Genomic DNA, 18,338 nt, shown 5'->3' with positions numbered 1-18,338 from the left:
CTAGGGAGACAATGGCACTCACAAACAGTCCAATGTCCCGCCAAAAGACAGGACCAATATGGCTGACCTCCATATCCAGATAAATCGTGATGAGGGCGGGATTGCTGGGCAGATCGCCTCCGTACTGCGCGAGTCCATCAGGGGCGGGCGGCTCGCCCCGGGCACCCGCCTCCCCGCGACCCGCGACCTGGCCGCCGACCTCCAGGTCTCCAGGGGCGTGGTGGTGGAGGCGTACGAGCAGCTCGTCGCCGAGGGCTTCCTGGTCTCCAAGGTGGGCGCCGGCACCCAGGTCACCCCGAAGGCCGCCCCCAAGGCCGCCGCCCGGCCGAAGGCGTCGCCCCCGCCCGAGCCGGCGCGCCCGAATGCCGCCACCGTGTGCGGGCCGTACTACGGGCATCGCCCCACCTCTCCTGACCTCGGCCACTTCCCGCGCGAGCGCTGGCTCGCCTCCGTCAGGCACGTCCTGACCACCGTTCCCTCGGACGCCCTCGACTACGGGGACCCCGGGGGAGTGCCCGAGCTGCGCGAAGAGCTGGCCGGTTACCTCAGGCGGGTCAGGGCGGCGGACGTGCGCCCGGAGAACCTCGTCATCGTGGGCGGCGTGGCCCAGGGCCTGAGCCTGGTCCTGCACGTGCTGGGCCGGCGGCGCCCGCTCCGGCTGGCCGTGGAGGACCCGACGAGCCACCGTCAGGTGCCGCTGCTCAGGCGGGCGGGCGCGCAGCTCGTGCCGGTCCCCGTGGACGAGGAGGGTCTGGACGTGCGGCGGCTGAGCGGCGACGCCGTCGTGGTCACGCCGGCGCACCAGTACCCGACCGGCGTGGTCCTCTCGCCGCCGCGCCGGGCCGCCCTGATGGAGTGGGCGTACGCGGGCGACCGGGCGATCCTGGAGGACGACTACGACGCCGAGTTCCGCTTCGACCGCGACCCCGTGGGCTGCCTCCAGGGCCTGGCCCCCGACCGGGTGATCCTGTCGGGCAGCGTGAGCAAGGCGATGGCGCCGGGCCTCCGCCTGGGCTGGGTGGCGGCGCCCCCCGACCTGGCCGAGGCGGTGCGCGTGGCGCGAGGCGAGCTGGACCTGGGCTCGCCGGTCATCGAGCAGTACGCGCTGGCGCACTTCCTGCGTACCGGCGGCTACGACAAGCACCTGCGCAGGATGCGCCGGGAGTACCGCCGCCGACGGGACGCCCTGGTCGCGTCGCTGGCCGAGGAGCTGCCCGAGGTCCGGGTCAAGGGCATCGACGCGGGCCTGCACGTCTACCTGGAGCTGCCGGACGGCTGGGACGAGCTCAGGACCACGCGGGCCGCGCAGGAGCTCGGCCTGTCCACCGAGCCCGTGGGGCCGATGCGCGCGTCGCCGGGGCCCGCGGCCGTGGTGGTGGGGTTCGCCCGGCTGCCGGCGCACAAGGCCGCTGAGGCCGTCCGAGGCTTAAAAGTCAGAATGTCAGGACAAAAGGTTGACTGAGGGAGAAGACCTCGCCTAGAAAGAAAGCCTGATTCCGATTGGAGGCGTCATGCGTGTGGGACTGCTGGGTCTGGGCCGGATCGGAGCCTTTCACGCCGCGACCCTGGCCGCGCATCCGCTGGTGGACGAGCTGATCGTGGCCGATCCCGTGCGTACGTCGCCGTACGGCAGGCCGGGGGATCCCTTCGAGTCGGACGCCGTGGTGATCGCGACCCCGACCGGCACGCACGCCGAGCTCATCGTCAGGGCCTGCGAGCGGGGCATACCGGCCTTCTGCGAGAAGCCGGTCGCGAGCACGGTGGCCGAGACCGTCAAGGTGCTGGAGGCGAGCGCGGGCAACCGGGTGCAGATCGGGTTCCAGCGCAGGTTCGACCCCGGGTACGTGGCGGCGGCGCACGCCCTGCGCGCCGGGGAGCTGGGGGAGCTGCACCGCGTCCACCTGATCACCGCCGACCCCGCGCCGCCGCCCGCCGAGTACATCGCGACCTCAGGCGGCATCTTCCGCGACTGCCACATCCACGACTTCGACATCCTGCGCTGGGTGACGGGCCGCGAGGTGGTCTCGGTGCACGCGACGGGGGCGAACCGCGGGGCGTCGTTCTTCGCGGAGGCGGGCGACGTGGACACCAGCGCCGCGCTGCTCACCCTGGACGACGGCACGCTGGCCACCCTGCAGGGCTCGCGTTACAACGGCGGCGGGTACGACGTGCGCATGGAGCTGGCCGGCACCAGGCGCACCCAGGCCGTCGGCCTCGGCCCGCGCGCCCCGCTGCACTCGACCGAGGGCCTGCCCGGCCCTGGCGAGCCCTGGCCCGACTTCGTCACCCGCTTCGAGACCGCCTACCGCGAGGAGATCGACGCCTTCCTGGCCGGGGACAAGAGCCTGTGCACGATCGAGGACGCGCTCGAGGCGCTCTACGTGGCCGAGGCCGCCGACCTGTCGCTGCGCGAACGCCGTACCGTCGAGGTCGCGGAGGTGCGGCACTGATCGCCGTGCCGTCGAGGTGGTGGAGGTGCGGCACTGATCGCCGTGCGGTCAGGCGGTGGAGGGGTCGGGGGCCTGGCGCTTGGGCTGGAAGCCCGCGGCGAGGGCGATGATGGCGGAGGCCAGCACCAGGGGCGCGGCGAAGGCCACCCGCATGTCCGTGGCGTCCGCGATGCCGCCCACCAGTGCGGCGCCCACGATGAAGCCGACGTAGTTGAAAAGGTTCACCCGGGCGATGGCCACCCCGGTCCCGGCCGGGTCGAGCTTGCCCGCCGCCGAGAACGACTGCGGCGCCACCACCGACAGCCCCACCCCGGTCAGCCCGAAGGCGACGATGGCCAGCGGCTGGTTCGGGGCGAGGACGACGCCGAGGAAGCCCACGGTGGCGATCACGCCGCCGATCCTGACAATGGCGGCGGGGCCATACAGCCTGACCGCGAGGTCGCCGCAGAGCCGGACGGCCAGCGTGGTCGCCTGGTACGCGACGTACGCCAGCGGGATCACCTGCGCGCTCGCATGGAGCACGTTCTTCATGAAGACGGTGTTGAAGTTGGACACCGCGGCGTCGCCGACGTACAGGAAGGCCATGGCCAGGCAGAGCGGGATGATCGGCCGCCAGGGGAACCCGCCGGTGGCCGGGGCCGCCGGGGCGTCCTCGACCTTCTCCTCCTCGGGCGTGCACAGGTACCGAGCGCAGGCGAGTGAGCCCGCCACCGCGAACACCATCGGGATCGACATGATCAACGGGAGTGGGAGATCGGCGGCCACCGACGCCCATGCCGCCCCGACCACGCTGAACGCGCTCCACACGCAGTGGAACCCGTTCAGCACCTGCACGCCGTACCTGCGCTCGACCGCCACGCCCTGCATGTTCATGCCCGCGTCCACCGCGCCCACGCCCAGCCCGAAGAGCAGGAGCACCGGCAGCAGCAGCGGCACGTTCGGTGCCAGCCCGATGAGCACCACGGCGGCCGCGACGACGGGCTGGGCGATGCGCAGGAGCAGCTTGCTGCCGTACCGGCTGGCGAACGTGCCTGCCGCCACGCTGCCTACCCCCGCGAACACCGGCACGATCAGCAGCAGGAGCGTCAGGGTCCCGTCATCGAGGCCGTGCTTGGCCTGCAGGTTGGCGACCTGGATGAGGAGCGAGGCGAACGACAGGCCCTGTACGGCGTAGACGACGTACGTGGCGAGCCGGGCCTGGAAATCACGCACGGACGGCACTACGGCCTCCTGATCGGGGGGACATCAAACGTGAGGCGGGGTCAGGTTAGCGGCCCGCCACTCCGTTCCGCCACCCACGACCGGCCCGCCGTCCGCCCGGTATCTCCCGTCAGCGCGGCTCTTCCGAGGCGACCTTCACCGTGGTGTCGAGTTGCCGGGCGGCGGCCCACACGCCGAGCGCGAGGAGGGCGGAGACCTCCGTGACGGCCATGCCGCGCTCCACCAGCCCGAGCGGCATGGCGCGCCACCACGGCAGCCCCTGCCTCGCCCCGACCAGCATGACCGTGGCGATGCCCACGACCCACAGCACCGAGCAGATCCCGAGCCCGAACGCCACCAGCGTGGCCCTCGACCGTTCGCGGTGCCGCCAGGGCCTCGCGATGATCACGGCGGCCAGCGGCAGGCTGAGGAAGGCGATGAAGCTGCCCACTCGGTGGATGCTCCCGTGCAGGCTCGGCCCCACCGCCCAGTCGTTCTTCTCGAACCACGCCGTCATGAAGAGCCCCACGCTCCATCCCATGAGCGCGATGGTGCCGAAGATCCCGGCCAGCCGCTTGCGCGCCAGCGACACCCCGATGGCCGCCGACCCGGCCGCGAGCAGCCCCACGGCCAGCCCGAAGATCCACCCGTCGGGGCCGAGGCCGTGCTCGCTGATGGTCCGCCTGAGCGGGTTCATCTCGTCGAAGCTGGTCAGCTCCAGGACCACGATCACCGCTATGCCCGCGCCTGCCGCGCCGAGACCCCATCGCGCCGGTTGATGCACGTACACCTCCCTTTGCCGAGATCAACGGAGGGGAGGGCGCGGAGATTCCGTCCGTCCCGTCCTCAGGCCTTGAGCCTCCCGCCTCCGTCCACGGTCAGCACGGTCCCGGTGACGAACGAGTTGCGCACCACGTACTCGATCGTGACGGCCACGTCCTCGGGCGTGCCGACGCGTCCGACCGGCAGGGCGGCGGCGGTGCCCTCCAGGAACGCGGCCCGCGCCTCGTCCCCCAGCCCCGACCACCAGTCGGTGTCGATCACGCCGGGGGAGACCGCGTTCACCCTGATGGGCGCCAGCTCGACCGCGAGGCCGGGCACCGCGGCCTCGATCGCCCCGTTCACCGCCGCCAGCACGGAGACTCCGGCGAGAGCCGCGCCCGCGGACGCCGCCGTCACGAAGGTGATCGAGCCGCCGGGGCGCAGCGCGCCGAGCGCGGCCTGTGCGGTCAGCAGGTGCGGGACCAGCTTGTCCTGCACCGCCCCGGTGATCGCGTCGCTGGTCAGGGAGCTCAGCGGCCCCGCGCCGCCGCGGCGCGTCACGGTGATGACGACATGATCGACGGCGCCCAGCCTCTCGAACAGCGCCCGCATCGCGCCGGTGTCGCGGGCGTCGACCACCTCACCGCTCGCCTGGTCGCCGAGCTGCTTCAACGCCGCCTCCAGGCGCTCTTCCGAGCGGCCAGTGACGAACACCTCCGCGCCACCCGCGGCCAGCCGGGCCGCGGTCCCCAGACCGATGCCGGACGTGCCGCCGACGATCACTACGCGCATTTCTGAATCCCTCTCAATACGAGACATCATGCCTCGAATATAAACGAGGCATCGTGTCTTGTAAAGTGGGCGCCATGGTAGGCAGACCACGCAGCGAAGTGGCCAGGAGAGCGATCCTTCAGGCGGCGCTCGACCTGTGCGCCCGCGACGGATACCAGGGCGTCACCATGAAGGGCATCGCCGAGGCGTCCGGCAGCGGCAGGCAGACGGTCTACCGCTGGTGGCAGAGCAAGGCTCAGGTCCTGCTCGAGAGCCTGACCGACGTGCTGGCCGAGGACATCCCCGATCCGCCGGACACGGGGGACGCGCGAACTGATCTCGTGACGTTCCTGGAGCAGACGTTCACGCTGGCGCAGGGGGTCGCGGGGCAGGTGGTGGTGGGGCTGATGGCCGACGCCCAGTCCGATCCCGCCCTGGCCGCCGAGCTGCGGGCGAAGCTCATCGAGCCGCGCCGCACCGCCCTGCGCTCGGTGCTGGCGCACGGCGCCGTACCGGAGGACGTGGATCTGGAGCTGGCCGTCGACCTCGTGTTCGGCGCGATGTGGTACCGGCTGCTCAACCGCCACGCCGAGGTGAACGCGGAGTTGGCAGAGGAGATTGCCGGACTTCTGGCGCGAATCCGGTGATGCGGGTCCGTCCGGCGCGAGCGATTCCCGCGGGCGCCGGTTATCGTCGGATGTGTGAACGAACGCGCGGGATCGTGGTTGCCGAAGCTGCAGGAAGTCGGAGAGCGGCTGGCCGAGGAGTTCGTGTCGGCCCGGCGACCACACGCGGCCGGCGACGTGCCGCCACCCCACGAGCTCCGCGCGTCCGACGCCGACCGGGAGCGCATCGCCCAGGTGCTCCAGGACGCGCACGCCGACGGCCGGCTCACCCTCGACGAGCTGGAGGAGCGGCTGGGGGTCCTCTACTCCGCGCGCACGCTCGGCCAACTGGCCGAGCTCACCACCGACCTGCTCCCCGCCGACCAGCAGCCGCTCAACCTGGACGGCCGCCCCGTGTCGGCCATCTTCAAGCAGGAGCAGCGCGGGGGGCGCTGGGTCGTGCCGGCCGAGCTGGACGTGACGGCCATGTTTGGCACCACCAAGCTGGACTTCCGCGACGCGATCCTGCAGAACCGGCAGGTCATCATCAACGCCACCCTCGTCTTCGGCGGGCTGGAGATCCACGTGCCGGAGGGACTCGAGGTGATCCGGGTCGCCAAGGGCAGAACCGTCCGCCTGACCAAGCAGCCGACCGACCCCGGCGCGCCGGTCGTCGAGGTGCGCACGACGAACCTCGTGGGGGACGTCAAGGTCAAGGAGCCACCTCGCCGCAAGCGCCGCCGCTGACCGGCCAGCCCGCCGTGACCGCGGTGACGGCGGGCTGATCTGCCGGGGCTACTCGATGTGCAGCGCCGTCCAGTGCGACGGGGTCCCTTCGTGAAGCACGTCGCCACAGTCACAGTTGCCGCAGCCTGGGATCATTTCGATGTTCCTCCTCGCCTGGCGTGAGTCGGCCTCGTACTCACAGTGACATGCTCACGCGCTGGCGTGCACGGGTGACTTTGCTACCCCGGCACGCGGCCGCGTATGACGGCCGCGGTCAGCGAGGTCAGGCCGGCCTTGATGTCGTCGACGTTCATGCCGCGCTCCTCCCGCTGGAACGCGATCAGGCAGGCGCTGACCGGCGCCAGGAGGGCGTCGGCGAGGTAGGGGGCGGCGGCGCGCGGGCGGGCCTGGGCGATCAGGGTGGCCAGGTGGACGTGGTGCACCCGGTACGGCCCGGAGAACTTGTTCATGCCGCCGCCCTTCTCCAGCGACACGTAGAGCCCCTGCTGCGCCACGATGCGGTCGACCAGCGCGTACAGGAACGCCTCGATCCGATCGGCGGCGGGGGCGCCGGGGCCGAGCGGCGGCGGCCCGGAGAGGAAGGCGGCCTGGAAGCGCCGCTCCCGCTCGTCGATCAGCGCGTAGAGGAGTCCGGCCCGGTCGCCGAAGCGGCGGTAGACGGTGCCGACGCCGACGCCCGCGACCCTGGCCACCTCGTCGAGCGAGAGTTCGTCGGCGCCGCGCTCGGCGAGCATCCGGGTCGCCGCCTCAATGATCTTCTGCCGGTTCCGCGCGGCGTCGGCCCGCTCCGGCTGGGGCTGCCCGACCACGGGCAGCAATCGACGTCCGCGCACGGATGGAGCATACCGCTGGCAACCGGAGGGATCTCCGGTTAAGCTCCGAACCGGAGAGTCCTCCGATTAACCGGGAGTCGCAATGGCCAACGAGTTCAACCAGCAGATCATCGAGGAGTTCCGCGCCAACGAGGGGCGGGTCGGCGGCATGTTCGAGGGGGCTCCTCTCGTCCTGCTCACGACCACAGGAGCCAAGAGCGGCAAGCCGACGACCTCGCCGATGATGTACCTGGCCGACGGCGACCGCTACGTCGTCATCGCCTCCAACGCCGGCCAGGACCATCACCCTGCCTGGTATCACAACCTGCGCGCCACGCCTCGGGCGACGGCGGAGCTGGGGAAGGAGACGTTCGAGGTCAATGCCGTGATCCTGGAGGGCGCCGAGCGCGACGAGCTCTACGCGCGGATGGCGGAGAAGTGGCCGGGCTTCGCCGAGTACGAGACCAAGACGAGCCGCCGCATCCCCGTGGTAGCGCTCTACCGCACGGCAGCCTGACCGTAAGCCTCGTTCGGCGAGAGGGCGGGGACCGTCAGAACGGCGTGTCGTTGGAGTTGCCCGCTGTGGGCTCGGAGCGGCGCGCCATGGCGGCGGCGAGCTTGACCCGGGCCCCCTGGAGCCATTCCTCGCAGACCGCCGCCAGCTTCTCGCCGCGCTCCCACAGCTCGATGGATTGCTCCAGGGTCAGCCCGCCGGTCTCCAGCCGGCGCACCACCTCGGTCAGCTCCTCGCGCGCCTGCTCGTATGAGGGTGCCTTCTCGTCTGCTGCCACGGGCACCACCCTAGACGCGCCGGCCGACATCCGAGGACCAGGGCGTACGTGAAGCGCCGGAACGCTCAGCCCTGGGGGCGCTGCCGCAGGACGGACGCCAGCTCCGCCAGCTCGGGCCAGTCGGCCGTACCGGTGATCACGAGAGTCACCTCGGGCAGGACGCGGACCAGCGAGCGCTGGTTCTTGTCCTGGCGGAAGCGCTGCTCCCACGTCACGTCGCCGACCTGCTGCGTGCCGACGGCCTTGTCGGAGTTGGCCATCCGGCTGGCGAACCCGGCCGCCGGCCGCTCGTTGCTCTGCGCGAACATCGCGTGCTGGCGCTTGGCCGTGGCGTAGCCGAGATAGAGGACCTGCGCGCCGTTCTCGCCCTTGGCGATCTTGTTGCTGTTGGGCACCCAGCCCGCCGGGTCGCTCTGCGGGGCGTACACGCCGTACGGGACCGAGTGGCCGAAGTTGGCGACGGTGATCGAGTAGTCGAGCCGCGGGATGTGCTCCTCCCGGCTCTGCGGAGCGATCAGCAGGAACAGTCCGGCCGCCGCGAGGCAGACGAACAGCGCTACCACGTAGCCGTAGAAACCTTGGGTGAACCGTCGCACAGTTGGCGAGGTTACCCGCTGGTGGGGGCGGTCGCCGAAGTGGCCGGGCGGATCTGGCCGATGATGGCGAGCACCTCCTCGGCCAGGGCGCGGTCGCCCGTACGCACCACCTCGGACACGGCCGCGGCCAGCGCGCCCGTGACCACCACGACCAGCGCGCTCTCGTCCTCGAACAGCGCCGCGTTGAGCTGCGCCCACTTGCGCAGCCTGTCGCGCATGACGACGTCGAAGCCGGGCGGCCCGTCGCCGCGCAGGAACAGCTCGGCCAGCTCGCGATCCTCCAGGCACCCGTCGAGATAGGCGCGGGCGGCGCTGATGAACACGCGCATCGGGTCGGTCTCGCCGGCGGCCCGGGCCGCACGGGCGGCCTGCTTGGTCCGCTGCGTCTGGTTGGCCTGGAACTCCTCGAACAACGTGAGGTAGAGATCCGCCTTGCCGGAGAAGTGGTGATACAGGCTGCCCACGCTGGCTTCGGCCCTCGCCACCACGTCGGTCACGCCCGCCTCGGCGAACCCCTTGGAGACGAAGACCTCCCTGGCGGCGGCGAGCAGCGAGCTACGCGTGGCCGCGCCCCGCTCGGACGTGCGTGGCGGGACGGCCATGTTCTCCACATCGCTCATTCAGATCTCCTCCATGGCAGGGCGCCATGCTCCATGGTGGAGGCAAGATCCTTCACGTGCACACGGTATGGCGCAAAATCCGTTCCCCGATATGACAGGGCAATCCACTCGCAGCTTACCGAGGGCGTCCTCTGTCACGAACCCCACCGGTGTCCCGGCAGATTATCCGCCTCTGGGCGGGAATAGAGGGGCAACTACGATCGACGTAGATTTCCACGAGGAGGCTGCTCAATCATGTCCGATCAGACATCCGTACCGCCCGCGCTCGCCACGGGCGAGCACGCCCCTGACAGGAACCTGGCGCTGGAGCTGGTCCGCGTCACGGAGGCGGCGGCGATGGCGGCGGCCAGATGGGTCGGCAGGGGCGACAAGAACGGCGCCGACGGCGCGGCGGTGAACGCCATGCGCCAGCTGATCAACACGGTCTCCATGAACGGCGTGGTGGTCATCGGCGAGGGCGAGAAGGACCATGCCCCGATGCTCTTCAACGGCGAGCAGGTGGGCGACGGCAGCGGCCCCGACTGCGACGTGGCCGTGGACCCCATCGACGGCACCAGGCTGACCGCGCTGGGCATGCCCGACGCGGTGTCGGTGATCGCGGTGAGCGAGCGCGGCTCGATGTACGACCCGTCGGCCGTTTTCTACATGGAGAAGCTGGTCACCGGCCCCGAGGCGGCCGACGTGGTCGACATCGAGGCCCCCGTCTCCGCGAACATCGCCGCGGTCGCCAGGGCCAAGCACTGCTCGTCCTCCGACGTGACCGTGGTCGTGCTCGACCGGCCCAGGCACGAGCGGCTGGTCAAGGAGATCAGGGAGACGGGCGCGCGGATCAAGTTCATCACCGACGGCGACGTGGCCGGCGCGATCATGGCGGCCCGTACGGGCACCGGCATCGACCTGATGCTGGGCATCGGCGGCACGCCGGAGGGCATCGTGGCCGCGTGCGCGCTCAAGTGCCTGGGCGGCGTGATCCAGGGCAAGCTCTGGCCGCGCGACGACGCCGAGCGCCGCAAGGCCCTGGACGCGGGGCACGATCTCGACCAGGTGCTCACCACGAACGACCTGGTCAGCTCCGACGACGTGTTCTTCGCGGCGACCGGCATCACGCACGGCGAGCTCATGCAGGGCGTACGGTTCCGCGCGGGCTCGGCGGTGACCGAGTCGCTGGTGATGCGCGGCCGGTCGGGAACGATCCGCAAGATCCAGAGCGAGCACCAGCTCTGGAAGCTGCGGGCGTACAGCGCGATCAACTTCGACACCGCGGGCTAGACATGGCGATCAACTTCGACACCGCGGGCTGAGACATGGCGATCAACTTCGACACCGCGGGCTGAGACATGGCGATCAACCTCGACACCGCAGGCTGAGACATGCGGTCACGGAGCAGCGGCCGGCGGCCGTGCCGGCCCGACCGCTGAACAGCCTTCCCAACCCGCCTATCGGCGCCGTGCTCAGACGTTGAAGCGGAACTCCACCACGTCGCCGTCCTGCATGACGTAGTCCTTGCCCTCGACCCGGGCCTTGCCCGCCGCGCGGGCGTTGGCGATGGAACCGAGCTCCACCAGGTCGTCGAAGGAGACGACCTCGGCCTTGATGAAGCCGCGCTGGAAGTCGGTGTGGATCACGCCGGCCGCCTCGGGAGCGGTGGCGCCCTTGCGGATCGTCCAGGCCCTGCTCTCCTTCGGCCCGGCCGTGAGGTAGGTCTGCAGGCCGAGGGTGTCGAAGCCGATCCTGGCCAGCTGCCGCAGCCCCGACTCCTCCTGGCCGACGGACTGGAGCAGCTCCAGCGCCTCCTCCTCGTCGAGCTCGACCAGCTCCGACTCGATCTTGGCGTCCATGAAGACCGCCTCGGCCGGGGCGACCAGCGTCGACAGCTGCTCCCTGAGCGCGGTGTCGGTCAGCTCGTCGGCGTCGAGGTTGAAGACGTACAGGAACGGCTTGGCCGTCAGCAGGTGCAGCTCGCGCAGCTCCTCGCGGTCGAGGCCGCTCTCGAAGATGGTCTTGCCGGTCTCCAGCACCCGCAGGGCGGCCTCCGCGGCCTCCAGCGCGGCCTTCTTGTCCTTGTTGTTGCGCGCCTCCTTCTGCAGGCGCGGGACGGCCTTCTCGACCGTCTGCAGGTCGGCCATGATCAACTCGGTGTTGATGGTCTCGATGTCGCGCTTGGGCGAGATGTCGCCGTCCACGTGCGTGACGTCGGGGTCGCTGAAGACGCGGACGACCTGGCAGATCGCGTCGGTCTCGCGGATGTTGGCGAGGAACTGGTTGCCCCTGCCCTGCCCCTCGGAAGCCCCCTTGACCAGGCCCGCCACGTCGACGAACTCGACCTTGGCCGGCAGGACGCGGGCCGAGTCGAAGATCTCGGCCAGCTTGGGCAGGCGGTCGTCGGGCACGCCCACGATGCCCACGTTCGGCTCGATGGTGGCGAACGGGTAGTTCGCGGCGAGCGCGTTGCCGGACTTCGTCAGCGCGTTGAAGAGCGTGGACTTGCCGACGTTGGGCAGACCGACGATCCCGATGGAGAGACTCACGGGCATCAAGTTTACGTGCTGAGCGTAACGGGCGTGTCGGGCGGGAACGGCGCGCCGCAGTCCTGCCATCATCGGCCGGGTGGACATCGTCTCGCTTCTCGCAGGTCTGGCCGCCGGACTCGTCATCGGGTTCCTGGTGGCCAGGACGAGAGCGGCGGTGCGGGTGGCGGAGGCCGACGCGCGGGCCAAGGCGGCCGCCGACAAGCTCGTCTACGTCGAGGAGCAGCTCGCCGAGCGCTTCCAGTCCCTGTCCACGCGCGCGCTCGACGTCAACAACATCCGGTTCCTCGAGCTGGCCGAGAGCAGGCTGGCGGCCACCCGCGCCGAGGCCGCGGGCGACCTGGAGCAGCGCAGGCAGGCCGTCGAGCACCTGGTGGAGCCGCTGAAGGACGCGCTGGCGCGGGTCGAGTCGCAGCTCCGCGACACCGAGTCCGGCCAGCGTGCGGCCCGTGCCGAGCTGGCCAAGCAGATGGAGTTCGTACGGCAGAGCAACGAGCAGCTGCGCTCCCAGACCACCGCGCTCGTCAGGGCGCTGCAACGGCCGGAGGCGCGCGGCAGGTGGGGTGAGCTCCAGCTGCGCCGGGTGGCCGAGATCGCCGGCATGCAGCATCACTGCGACTTCGAGGAGCAGGTCACCGAGGGCTCCATGCGCCCCGACATGGTCGTCAGGCTCGCCGGGGGCAAGAACATCGTGGTCGACTCCAAAGTCTCGCTGGCGGCCTATCTGGAGGCCGCGGAGGCGTCCGACGAGTCCCTGGCCTCCGTCAGGCTCGACGCCCACGCCAGGCACGTGCGCGAGCACATCGACCGGCTGGCGGCCAAGTCCTACTGGCAGGGGTTCAACCCGTCGCCGGAGTTCGTGGTGCTGTTCATCCCGGGCGAGGCGTTCCTGGCCCCCGCGCTCGAACGCGATCCCGGCCTGCTCGAGTACGCCATGACGCGGCGGGTCCACATCGCCACGCCGACGACGCTCATCACGATGCTGCGCACCGCGCACTACGCCTGGCAGCAGGCCGCGCTGAGCGAGAACGCGCGGGCGGTGTTCGAGCTGGGCAAGGAGCTGTACGAGCGGCTGTCATCCCTGGGCAGGAACGTCGACTCGCTCGGCAGGGCGCTGACGCGGGCCGTGGAGGCGTACAACAAATCGGTCGGGTCGCTCGAAAGCCGCGTCCTGGTCACCGCGCGCAAGCTGCACGACCTGGGCGTCGTGGACGGCGATCTCGACTCGCCGGACATGCTGGATGGCCTGCCCAGACCCCTGGCATCCCCAGAACTGCTCGAAACCTCGCATCTGCTTTCCCACTCGAACGGTAAGTTGGCCAACGGGTCGCAATAAATGGGGGTGGGGCAGTGGGTGAGAAGAGGCGTTCCGCGGTCAGGCTGACCGCTCGCGGCGCCATCGCGCTCGCCCTGGTCTCCACCCTGGCGGGCTACGTGCTGGCGGCGCTCTTCGACATCCAGTTGATCGTGGGCGCGGCGTTCGTGCTGTCGAGCCTGCTCGGCGCGCTCATGGTCAACCGGCGCGAGCTGCTGTCGCTGGTGGTGACGCCGCCGCTGGTGTTCTTCTGCGCCACGCTCTTCGTCGAGCTCGGGCGGGCGTTCGGGTCGGTGTCGATCGTGCAGTCGCTGGCGCTCGGCCTCTACACGTCGCTGACCGGCGGCGCGCCCTGGCTGTTCGCGGGCTCGGCGATCGTGCTGGGCGTCACCTGGCGGCGGGGGCTGCGCGACAACGTACGCGAGCTGCGGGAAGAGCTGAAGGCGGGCGCGGAGTTGCCGCGCCCGCGTCAGACGTTCGTGCCCGAACCGGAGGGCTACTTCGAGCCCAAGGTGTACGGGACGCCGCGCGCGGACGACTAGGACGCCCGCGGGTCGTACGGGACGCCGCGCGCGGACGACTACGACGCCCGCAGGTCCTTGCGCAGCTCGTGGGGGAGGGCGAAGCGCATGCTCTCCTGCACCGACTCGACCTCCGTCACGTCGCCGAACCCGTGCTGCGCCAGCCGCGCCAGCACCTCCTCGACCAGCTCCTCCGGGACGGAGGCGCCGCTGGTGACGCCGACCGTGGTGACCCCTTCGAGCCACTCGTCGCGGATGAACGTGGCGTTGTCGACCAGGTACGACGCCTCCGCGCCGTAGTCCTTGGCCACCTCGACCAGGCGCTTGGAGTTGGAGGAGTTCTCGGAGCCGACCACGATGACGAGCTGCGCCTCGGCGGCGATCTCCTTGACCGCCACCTGCCGGTTCTGAGTGGCGTAGCAGATGTCGTCGCTCGGCGGGTCGATCAGCGTGGGGAAGCGCTCCTTGAGCCGGGCCACCGTCTCGGTGGTCTCGTCGACCGACAGCGTGGTCTGCGACAGCCACACCAGCTTGCTCGGGTCCTTCACCCGCACCTTGTCGACCGAGTCGAGCCCGTCCACGAGCTGGATGTGGTCCGGGGCCTCGCCCGAGGTGCCTTCGACCTCCTCGTGGCCCTCGTGCCCGATCAGGAGGATGTCGTAGTCCTGACTGGCGAACCGCTTGGCCTCGTTGTGCACCTTGGTGACCAGCGGGCAGGTTGCGTCGACGGTGCGCAGCCCGCGCTGCCTGGCCTCCTCGTGCACGGCCGGGGACACGCCGTGGGCCGAGAACACCACGATCTCGCCCTCGGGGACCTCTTCGGTCTCGTCGACGAAGATGGCCCCCCTGGCCTCGAGCGTCTTCACCACGTGGGTGTTGTGGACGATCTGCTTACGTACGTAGATCGGCGCACCATACTGCTCCAGAGCCTTCTCGACCGCTACCACGGCTCGATCGACTCCGGCACAGTAGCCGCGCGGCTTGGCTACGAGTACTCGGCGGGAAGTAGAGGTCTGGGGCTCCATACTTTCTATGCTACGTGGAGCGGCGATCAGGCCCGCGCGTGCGTGCTTGCCCGCACGTTTGCCAGACTAGCCGTCCAATACAGACCTCCCAGGGAGACGTCATGTCCCTCAGCGACGTGATACGCAACATCGCCAAGACCGTCACCAACAAGGACGAGCTGAAGGAGAAGGCCAAGGACCTTCCGCTCCTCGTCATCCAGACCACGCTCAGCGCGGCCGGCCAGGCGCTGCTGGTCGTCGACCGGGTGAAGAACTCCATCAAGAACCTGGGCAGCAAGGAGGAGCAGGAGGAGGCGTACGACTCGCGCCCCTCGGCCGCCGACCAGGTGGCCGCGGCTCCGGAGGCGGAAGCGGAGAAGCCCGCTCGCAAGGAGCCGGTGATCTTCGCGCCGCGCCCGGGCGCGGCCGAGCCCAACGGCGCCGCCAAGACCAAGCCCGACCCGGTCATCTTCACGCCGGCCGGCAAGTCCGCGGCCACCGCCGACACCGAGACCTCCGCCGCCACCAAGCCCGCGGTCGAGGAGGAGCCCGCCGCCGAGCCCAAGGCCGCCACCAAGCAGGCGGTCGCGGAGGAGCCCAAGGCCGCCACCGAACCCGCCGTCACGGAGAAGCCCGCGGCCGAGTCGAAGGTCGCCGAGCCCGCGGCCGAGTCGAAGGCCGCCGAGCCCGCGGCTGAGCCCAAGGCCGCCGAGCCCGCGGCCACCGTCGTGGAGGAGGTCGCCGCCGAGCCCGCGGCCGCCCCCGCCGCCACGGTCGCCGAGCCCGCCGTCGCCGAGAAGCCCGCTGTCGCTGAGGAGCCTGCTGAGGTCGAGGCGAAGGCCGCCGTCGCGGAGGAGACCCCCGAGGCCAAGCCGAAGCCCGCCCGCAAGGCCCCGGCCAGGAAGCCCGCCGCGGAGAAGAAGCCGGCCGCAGAGAAGAAGCCCGCCGCAGAGAAGAAGCCCGCTGCGGCCAAGAAGTCGACCAAGAAGCCCGCCGACGAGGCCGCCGCCGCGCCGGAGGCCGCGCCCAAGCCCGAAGCCGCACCGGAGCCCGCTGCCGCTGCCGCTGCCGCTGCCGCTGCCGCTGCCGCTGCCGCGCCGGAGCTCGGTGCCGCTGCCGCTCCGGGCCTCGCAGCCGCGGCCGCAGCCACACCCGCAGCCGCAGCCGCCTCTGAGGACCTGGCCGAGCCGCTGCCCGGCTACTCCGAGATGACCGTCGCGTCCCTGCGCGCCAGGATGCGGGGCAAGACCGCCGAGCAGATCGGCGACTTCCTCGCCTTCGAGAAGGCCACGAAGGTGCGGCCCGAGGTGATCAAGATGTTCGAGAACCGCCTGGCGAAGCTGCAGGCCGGGGAGTAGTCACCCGTACCCCGTAGTCTTCGGCCATGACCGAGAAGACCTCACCCGAGTCTCCCCTGCCGATCCGTACGGTCCTGCAGATGGTGGGCGGCTGGATCGGCAGACTCGGCACGGTCTGGGTCGAGGGCCAGATCACCGACCTCAGCGCGCGTGGCGGCACGGTGTTCATGACGCTGCGCGACCCGGTCGCCAACGTGTCGGCCAAGGTCACCACCCCGCGCGGCGTCTACGAGGCCGCCGTGCCGAGGCCGGCCGACGGCGCCAGGGTCGTGATGCAGGTCAAGCCCGACTTCTGGGTCAACAGAGGCTCGTTCGCCTTCACCGCTCTGGAGATCCGCCCGGTCGGCGTGGGCGAGCTGCTGGCCAGGCTGGAGCGGCTCAGGCAGCTCCTGGCGACCGAGGGGCTGTTCAACGCCGACAGGAAGCGGCGGCTGCCGTTCCTGCCCGGCACGATCGGGCTCATCTGCGGCCGCGACTCCGCGGCCGAGCGCGACGTGCTGGAGAACAGCCGCAGGCGCTGGCCCGCCGTGCGGTTCAAGGTCGAGGAGGTAGCCGTCCAGGGCCCTTACGCGGTGGGCGAGGTGACCGAGGCGCTGCGCAAGCTCGACGCAGACTCCGCGGTCGACGTGATCGTCATCGCCCGCGGCGGCGGCTCCCTGGAGGATCTCCTGCCGTTCTCCGACGAGACGCTCGTACGCTCGGTGGCCGCCTGCCGGACGCCCGTCGTCAGCGCGATCGGCCACGAGCAGGACAGCCCGCTGCTCGACCTGGTGGCCGACGTGCGGGCCTCCACCCCCACGGACGCGGCCAAGAAGGTCGTGCCCGACGTCGGCGAGCAGCTCACGCTGGTGCGCCAGCTCCGCGACCGGGGCCGCAGGGTGATGAGCGGCTGGCTCGACAGGGAGATGTCCTGGCTCACGTCGCTGCGCTCGCGGCCCGCGCTGGCCGACCCGGTGCGCGAGCTGGAGCGCCGGGCCGAGCAGGTCGAGTCGCTGCGCGACCGGGCCAGGCGCTCGCTGTCCGGCTCGCTCGACCGGGCCTCCGACGATCTCACCCACCTGCGTGCCCGCCTGGTCGCGCTCTCCCCGGCGGCCACGCTGGAGCGCGGCTACGCCATCGTCCAGCACCCGTCGGGCGAGGTGGTGCGCCTCGCCAAGGACGTCTCTCCCGGCTCGCTGCTGACGATCCGCCTGAGCGACGACCGGCTGACCGTACGCGCGGAGGAGCCCGGCCCGCCCGAGGACGCGTGAGCCGTCGTCCCACATGCCGTCCTGCCCGGCGAGTTGTCGCGTGTCGTCGGCGCAATCACTGAACGCAGTCGTTGGTTACGCTAAGTTGCCGCGTGGACGGCGGTGAAGCCCCCTGAGGCGTCTGATGTCGGGAGTCGATAGGCGTCTGATGCCGGGAAAACTGATGCGTCAACCACTTTGGGCCCCCGCGCGTCGAATCGTCACGGCGTTCACGCTGACTCGGGAGGCCCTCAATGATCCGTCGCATCATCCGGAAACGACGTCCTGCGCCCACGCTCGCGGGCATCAGTCTCGAGGAGGAGCTGGCCCTGATCAGGGTCGAGCTCATGTACGGCCTGCGCGTCAACCGCGAGGCGTACCTCCGCAGGAAGGTCGACGAGCGCAACGAGATGGCGACGCGCATGCGTGACCGCGACGCCGCGGAGATGCTGGCCGACCTGCGCGGCTCCCTGGAGCGGGCGGTGCAGCCGACGGTCGTGGACCTGCACAGCAGGCGGCAGCCGAGGCCCACGCAGGACCCGGAGCCCGCCTGACGGTCCGGGGCCGCCGCGATCCATACCGAATCCGCAGGTCGCGAGAGTCCATGCCTGTTGGACAGGAATCCGTGACTGTCGCGCTATGCGTTTTCAGGCGTCTGCCCTGGTCAAAAGGCTATTCACCCAGGAGATGACCGGAATCGGCAATGACGCCTGTCATCCGGTCCGGTTTGCCGTCAGGTCTGTCATGCCGCAGCATGGGCGTGGCTTTCCTGGAACAATGGCGGAGACCGGATAGGGTGACTACTTCACCGCGGATGATGGGGATCGGCAACGGACGACACCGCGCCAGCCGGGGGGATCGGCGCGAGCGGAGGCGTGATGGCTCGTAGGTCTACCGTCCAGCACGATCCTCGGATCGCTGGCGACCCCGAGCTTTCGGCGCGCCTTGACACAGCTGACTACGACGAGCCGCCGTCCCGCAGGCCGCGGCGCGGCGGCTGGTCGGGCGGCGGCGGACGGTGGCTGGTGT

20 protein-coding genes are annotated in these 18,338 nt (G+C 70.7%); 11 read left to right on the top strand and 9 right to left on the bottom strand.

The window, feature by feature from the left end; genetic code table 11:
* Window positions 1–58 precede the first annotated feature (58 nt).
* Window positions 59–1,462, top strand: a complete 1,404-nt coding sequence (locus AB0H84_RS10805; RefSeq protein WP_357601437.1) for a PLP-dependent aminotransferase family protein — start codon at window positions 59–61, stop codon at window positions 1,460–1,462.
* Window positions 1,463–1,511: 49 nt separating this feature from the next.
* On the top strand, window positions 1,512–2,450 hold the full coding sequence (locus AB0H84_RS10800) for a Gfo/Idh/MocA family oxidoreductase (RefSeq protein WP_357601434.1): 939 nt from the start codon (window positions 1,512–1,514) through the stop codon (window positions 2,448–2,450).
* A gap of 48 nt (window positions 2,451–2,498) precedes the next feature.
* Here the strand turns inward: AB0H84_RS10800 and AB0H84_RS10795 are convergent, their stop codons facing one another.
* From AB0H84_RS10795 to AB0H84_RS10785, 3 genes are all read right to left on the bottom strand, one after another.
* Window positions 2,499–3,662, bottom strand: coding sequence for an MFS transporter (locus tag AB0H84_RS10795; protein ID WP_357601431.1), 1,164 nt, complete (start codon window positions 3,660–3,662; stop codon window positions 2,499–2,501).
* A 118-nt stretch (window positions 3,663–3,780) separates the two neighbouring features.
* Entirely contained in the window at window positions 3,781–4,434 is a 654-nt protein-coding gene (locus AB0H84_RS10790) for a DUF998 domain-containing protein (RefSeq protein WP_357601428.1), read from the bottom strand.
* A gap of 62 nt (window positions 4,435–4,496) precedes the next feature.
* Window positions 4,497–5,204, bottom strand: coding sequence for an SDR family oxidoreductase (locus tag AB0H84_RS10785; protein ID WP_357601426.1), 708 nt, complete (start codon window positions 5,202–5,204; stop codon window positions 4,497–4,499).
* Window positions 5,205–5,278: 74 nt separating this feature from the next.
* On the opposite strand from AB0H84_RS10785, the gene AB0H84_RS10780 reads away from it, so the two are divergent.
* Both AB0H84_RS10780 and AB0H84_RS10775 read left to right on the top strand, forming a co-directional pair.
* Window positions 5,279–5,830 (top strand): TetR/AcrR family transcriptional regulator, encoded by a 552-nt coding sequence (locus AB0H84_RS10780; protein WP_357601423.1) that lies wholly within the window; start codon window positions 5,279–5,281, stop codon window positions 5,828–5,830.
* A gap of 54 nt (window positions 5,831–5,884) precedes the next feature.
* Window positions 5,885–6,535, top strand: coding sequence for a DUF1707 domain-containing protein (locus AB0H84_RS10775; RefSeq protein ID WP_357601420.1), 651 nt, complete (start codon window positions 5,885–5,887; stop codon window positions 6,533–6,535).
* Window positions 6,536–6,753: 218 nt separating this feature from the next.
* On the opposite strand, the gene AB0H84_RS10770 is transcribed toward AB0H84_RS10775, so the two are convergent.
* On the bottom strand, window positions 6,754–7,368 hold the full coding sequence (locus AB0H84_RS10770; RefSeq protein WP_357601417.1) for a helix-turn-helix domain-containing protein: 615 nt from the start codon (window positions 7,366–7,368) through the stop codon (window positions 6,754–6,756).
* An 82-nt stretch (window positions 7,369–7,450) separates the two neighbouring features.
* Here AB0H84_RS10770 and AB0H84_RS10765 point away from each other — a divergent pair, with 82 nt between their 5' ends.
* Window positions 7,451–7,864 (top strand): nitroreductase family deazaflavin-dependent oxidoreductase, encoded by a 414-nt coding sequence (locus AB0H84_RS10765; protein WP_357601414.1) that lies wholly within the window; start codon window positions 7,451–7,453, stop codon window positions 7,862–7,864.
* Window positions 7,865–7,898: 34 nt separating this feature from the next.
* Here the strand turns inward: AB0H84_RS10765 and AB0H84_RS10760 are convergent, their stop codons facing one another.
* From AB0H84_RS10760 to AB0H84_RS10750, 3 genes are read right to left on the bottom strand one after another with little or no spacing between them, the layout of a single operon-like run.
* Window positions 7,899–8,168: an exodeoxyribonuclease VII small subunit gene (locus AB0H84_RS10760; RefSeq protein WP_357601411.1), complete on the bottom strand. Its 270-nt coding sequence runs from the start codon at window positions 8,166–8,168 to the stop codon at window positions 7,899–7,901.
* A 35-nt stretch (window positions 8,169–8,203) separates the two neighbouring features.
* Entirely contained in the window at window positions 8,204–8,734 is a 531-nt protein-coding gene (locus AB0H84_RS10755) for a DUF4245 domain-containing protein (protein ID WP_357601408.1), read from the bottom strand.
* Window positions 8,735–8,745: 11 nt separating this feature from the next.
* Window positions 8,746–9,354, bottom strand: a complete 609-nt coding sequence (locus AB0H84_RS10750) for a TetR/AcrR family transcriptional regulator (protein ID WP_357601405.1) — start codon at window positions 9,352–9,354, stop codon at window positions 8,746–8,748.
* A gap of 234 nt (window positions 9,355–9,588) precedes the next feature.
* Here AB0H84_RS10750 and glpX point away from each other — a divergent pair, with 234 nt between their 5' ends.
* Window positions 9,589–10,623, top strand: coding sequence for a class II fructose-bisphosphatase (gene glpX / locus AB0H84_RS10745; RefSeq protein WP_357601403.1), 1,035 nt, complete (start codon window positions 9,589–9,591; stop codon window positions 10,621–10,623).
* A gap of 182 nt (window positions 10,624–10,805) precedes the next feature.
* Here glpX and ychF read toward each other — a convergent pair whose 3' ends face one another.
* On the bottom strand, window positions 10,806–11,882 hold the full coding sequence (ychF, locus tag AB0H84_RS10740; RefSeq protein ID WP_357601400.1) for a redox-regulated ATPase YchF: 1,077 nt from the start codon (window positions 11,880–11,882) through the stop codon (window positions 10,806–10,808).
* Between the two features lie 79 nt (window positions 11,883–11,961).
* Here ychF and AB0H84_RS10735 point away from each other — a divergent pair, with 79 nt between their 5' ends.
* Window positions 11,962–13,218, top strand: a complete 1,257-nt coding sequence (locus tag AB0H84_RS10735) for a DNA recombination protein RmuC (RefSeq protein ID WP_357601398.1) — start codon at window positions 11,962–11,964, stop codon at window positions 13,216–13,218.
* A gap of 14 nt (window positions 13,219–13,232) precedes the next feature.
* Window positions 13,233–13,739 (top strand): DUF6542 domain-containing protein, encoded by a 507-nt coding sequence (locus tag AB0H84_RS10730; RefSeq protein ID WP_357601395.1) that lies wholly within the window; start codon window positions 13,233–13,235, stop codon window positions 13,737–13,739.
* 38 nt (window positions 13,740–13,777) lie between these two features.
* On the opposite strand, the gene AB0H84_RS10725 is transcribed toward AB0H84_RS10730, so the two are convergent.
* Window positions 13,778–14,743 (bottom strand): 4-hydroxy-3-methylbut-2-enyl diphosphate reductase, encoded by a 966-nt coding sequence (locus AB0H84_RS10725; RefSeq protein ID WP_357601392.1) that lies wholly within the window; start codon window positions 14,741–14,743, stop codon window positions 13,778–13,780.
* A 101-nt stretch (window positions 14,744–14,844) separates the two neighbouring features.
* On the opposite strand from AB0H84_RS10725, the gene AB0H84_RS10720 reads away from it, so the two are divergent.
* From AB0H84_RS10720 to AB0H84_RS10710, 3 genes are all read left to right on the top strand, one after another.
* Window positions 14,845–16,080, top strand: a complete 1,236-nt coding sequence (locus AB0H84_RS10720) for a hypothetical protein (RefSeq protein ID WP_357601390.1) — start codon at window positions 14,845–14,847, stop codon at window positions 16,078–16,080.
* Window positions 16,081–16,106: 26 nt separating this feature from the next.
* Entirely contained in the window at window positions 16,107–17,330 is a 1,224-nt protein-coding gene (xseA, locus tag AB0H84_RS10715) for an exodeoxyribonuclease VII large subunit (RefSeq protein WP_357601387.1), read from the top strand.
* Between the two features lie 233 nt (window positions 17,331–17,563).
* On the top strand, window positions 17,564–17,863 hold the full coding sequence (locus AB0H84_RS10710) for a hypothetical protein (RefSeq protein ID WP_357601384.1): 300 nt from the start codon (window positions 17,564–17,566) through the stop codon (window positions 17,861–17,863).
* The last annotated feature ends 475 nt before the right edge of the window (window positions 17,864–18,338 follow it).

The sequence above is a fragment of the Nonomuraea sp. NPDC050786 genome, from assembly GCF_040654115.1.
GTDB lineage: Bacteria > Actinomycetota > Actinomycetes > Streptosporangiales > Streptosporangiaceae > Nonomuraea.
Note: the sequence above shows the minus strand (reverse complement) of the source record. Positions and strands in the feature narration are given on the sequence as shown.

Bases quoted from the DNA above. Each gene is read 5' to 3' on its own strand.
- AB0H84_RS10805 (WP_357601437.1), top strand. From the start codon at position 59: ATGGCTGACCTCCATATCCAGATAAATCGTGATGAGGGCGGGATTGCT.
- AB0H84_RS10800 (WP_357601434.1), top strand. From the start codon at position 1,512: ATGCGTGTGGGACTGCTGGGTCTGGGCCGGATCGGAGCCTTTCACGCC.
- AB0H84_RS10785 (WP_357601426.1), bottom strand. From the start codon at position 5,204: ATGCGCGTAGTGATCGTCGGCGGCACGTCCGGCATCGGTCTGGGGACC.
- AB0H84_RS10780 (WP_357601423.1), top strand. From the start codon at position 5,279: ATGGTAGGCAGACCACGCAGCGAAGTGGCCAGGAGAGCGATCCTTCAG.
- AB0H84_RS10765 (WP_357601414.1), top strand. From the start codon at position 7,451: ATGGCCAACGAGTTCAACCAGCAGATCATCGAGGAGTTCCGCGCCAAC.
- AB0H84_RS10760 (WP_357601411.1), bottom strand. From the start codon at position 8,168: ATGTCGGCCGGCGCGTCTAGGGTGGTGCCCGTGGCAGCAGACGAGAAG.
- AB0H84_RS10750 (WP_357601405.1), bottom strand. From the start codon at position 9,354: ATGAGCGATGTGGAGAACATGGCCGTCCCGCCACGCACGTCCGAGCGG.
- glpX (WP_357601403.1), top strand. From the start codon at position 9,589: ATGTCCGATCAGACATCCGTACCGCCCGCGCTCGCCACGGGCGAGCAC.
- AB0H84_RS10725 (WP_357601392.1), bottom strand. From the start codon at position 14,743: ATGGAGCCCCAGACCTCTACTTCCCGCCGAGTACTCGTAGCCAAGCCG.
- AB0H84_RS10720 (WP_357601390.1), top strand. From the start codon at position 14,845: ATGTCCCTCAGCGACGTGATACGCAACATCGCCAAGACCGTCACCAAC.
- xseA (WP_357601387.1), top strand. From the start codon at position 16,107: ATGACCGAGAAGACCTCACCCGAGTCTCCCCTGCCGATCCGTACGGTC.
- AB0H84_RS10710 (WP_357601384.1), top strand. From the start codon at position 17,564: ATGATCCGTCGCATCATCCGGAAACGACGTCCTGCGCCCACGCTCGCG.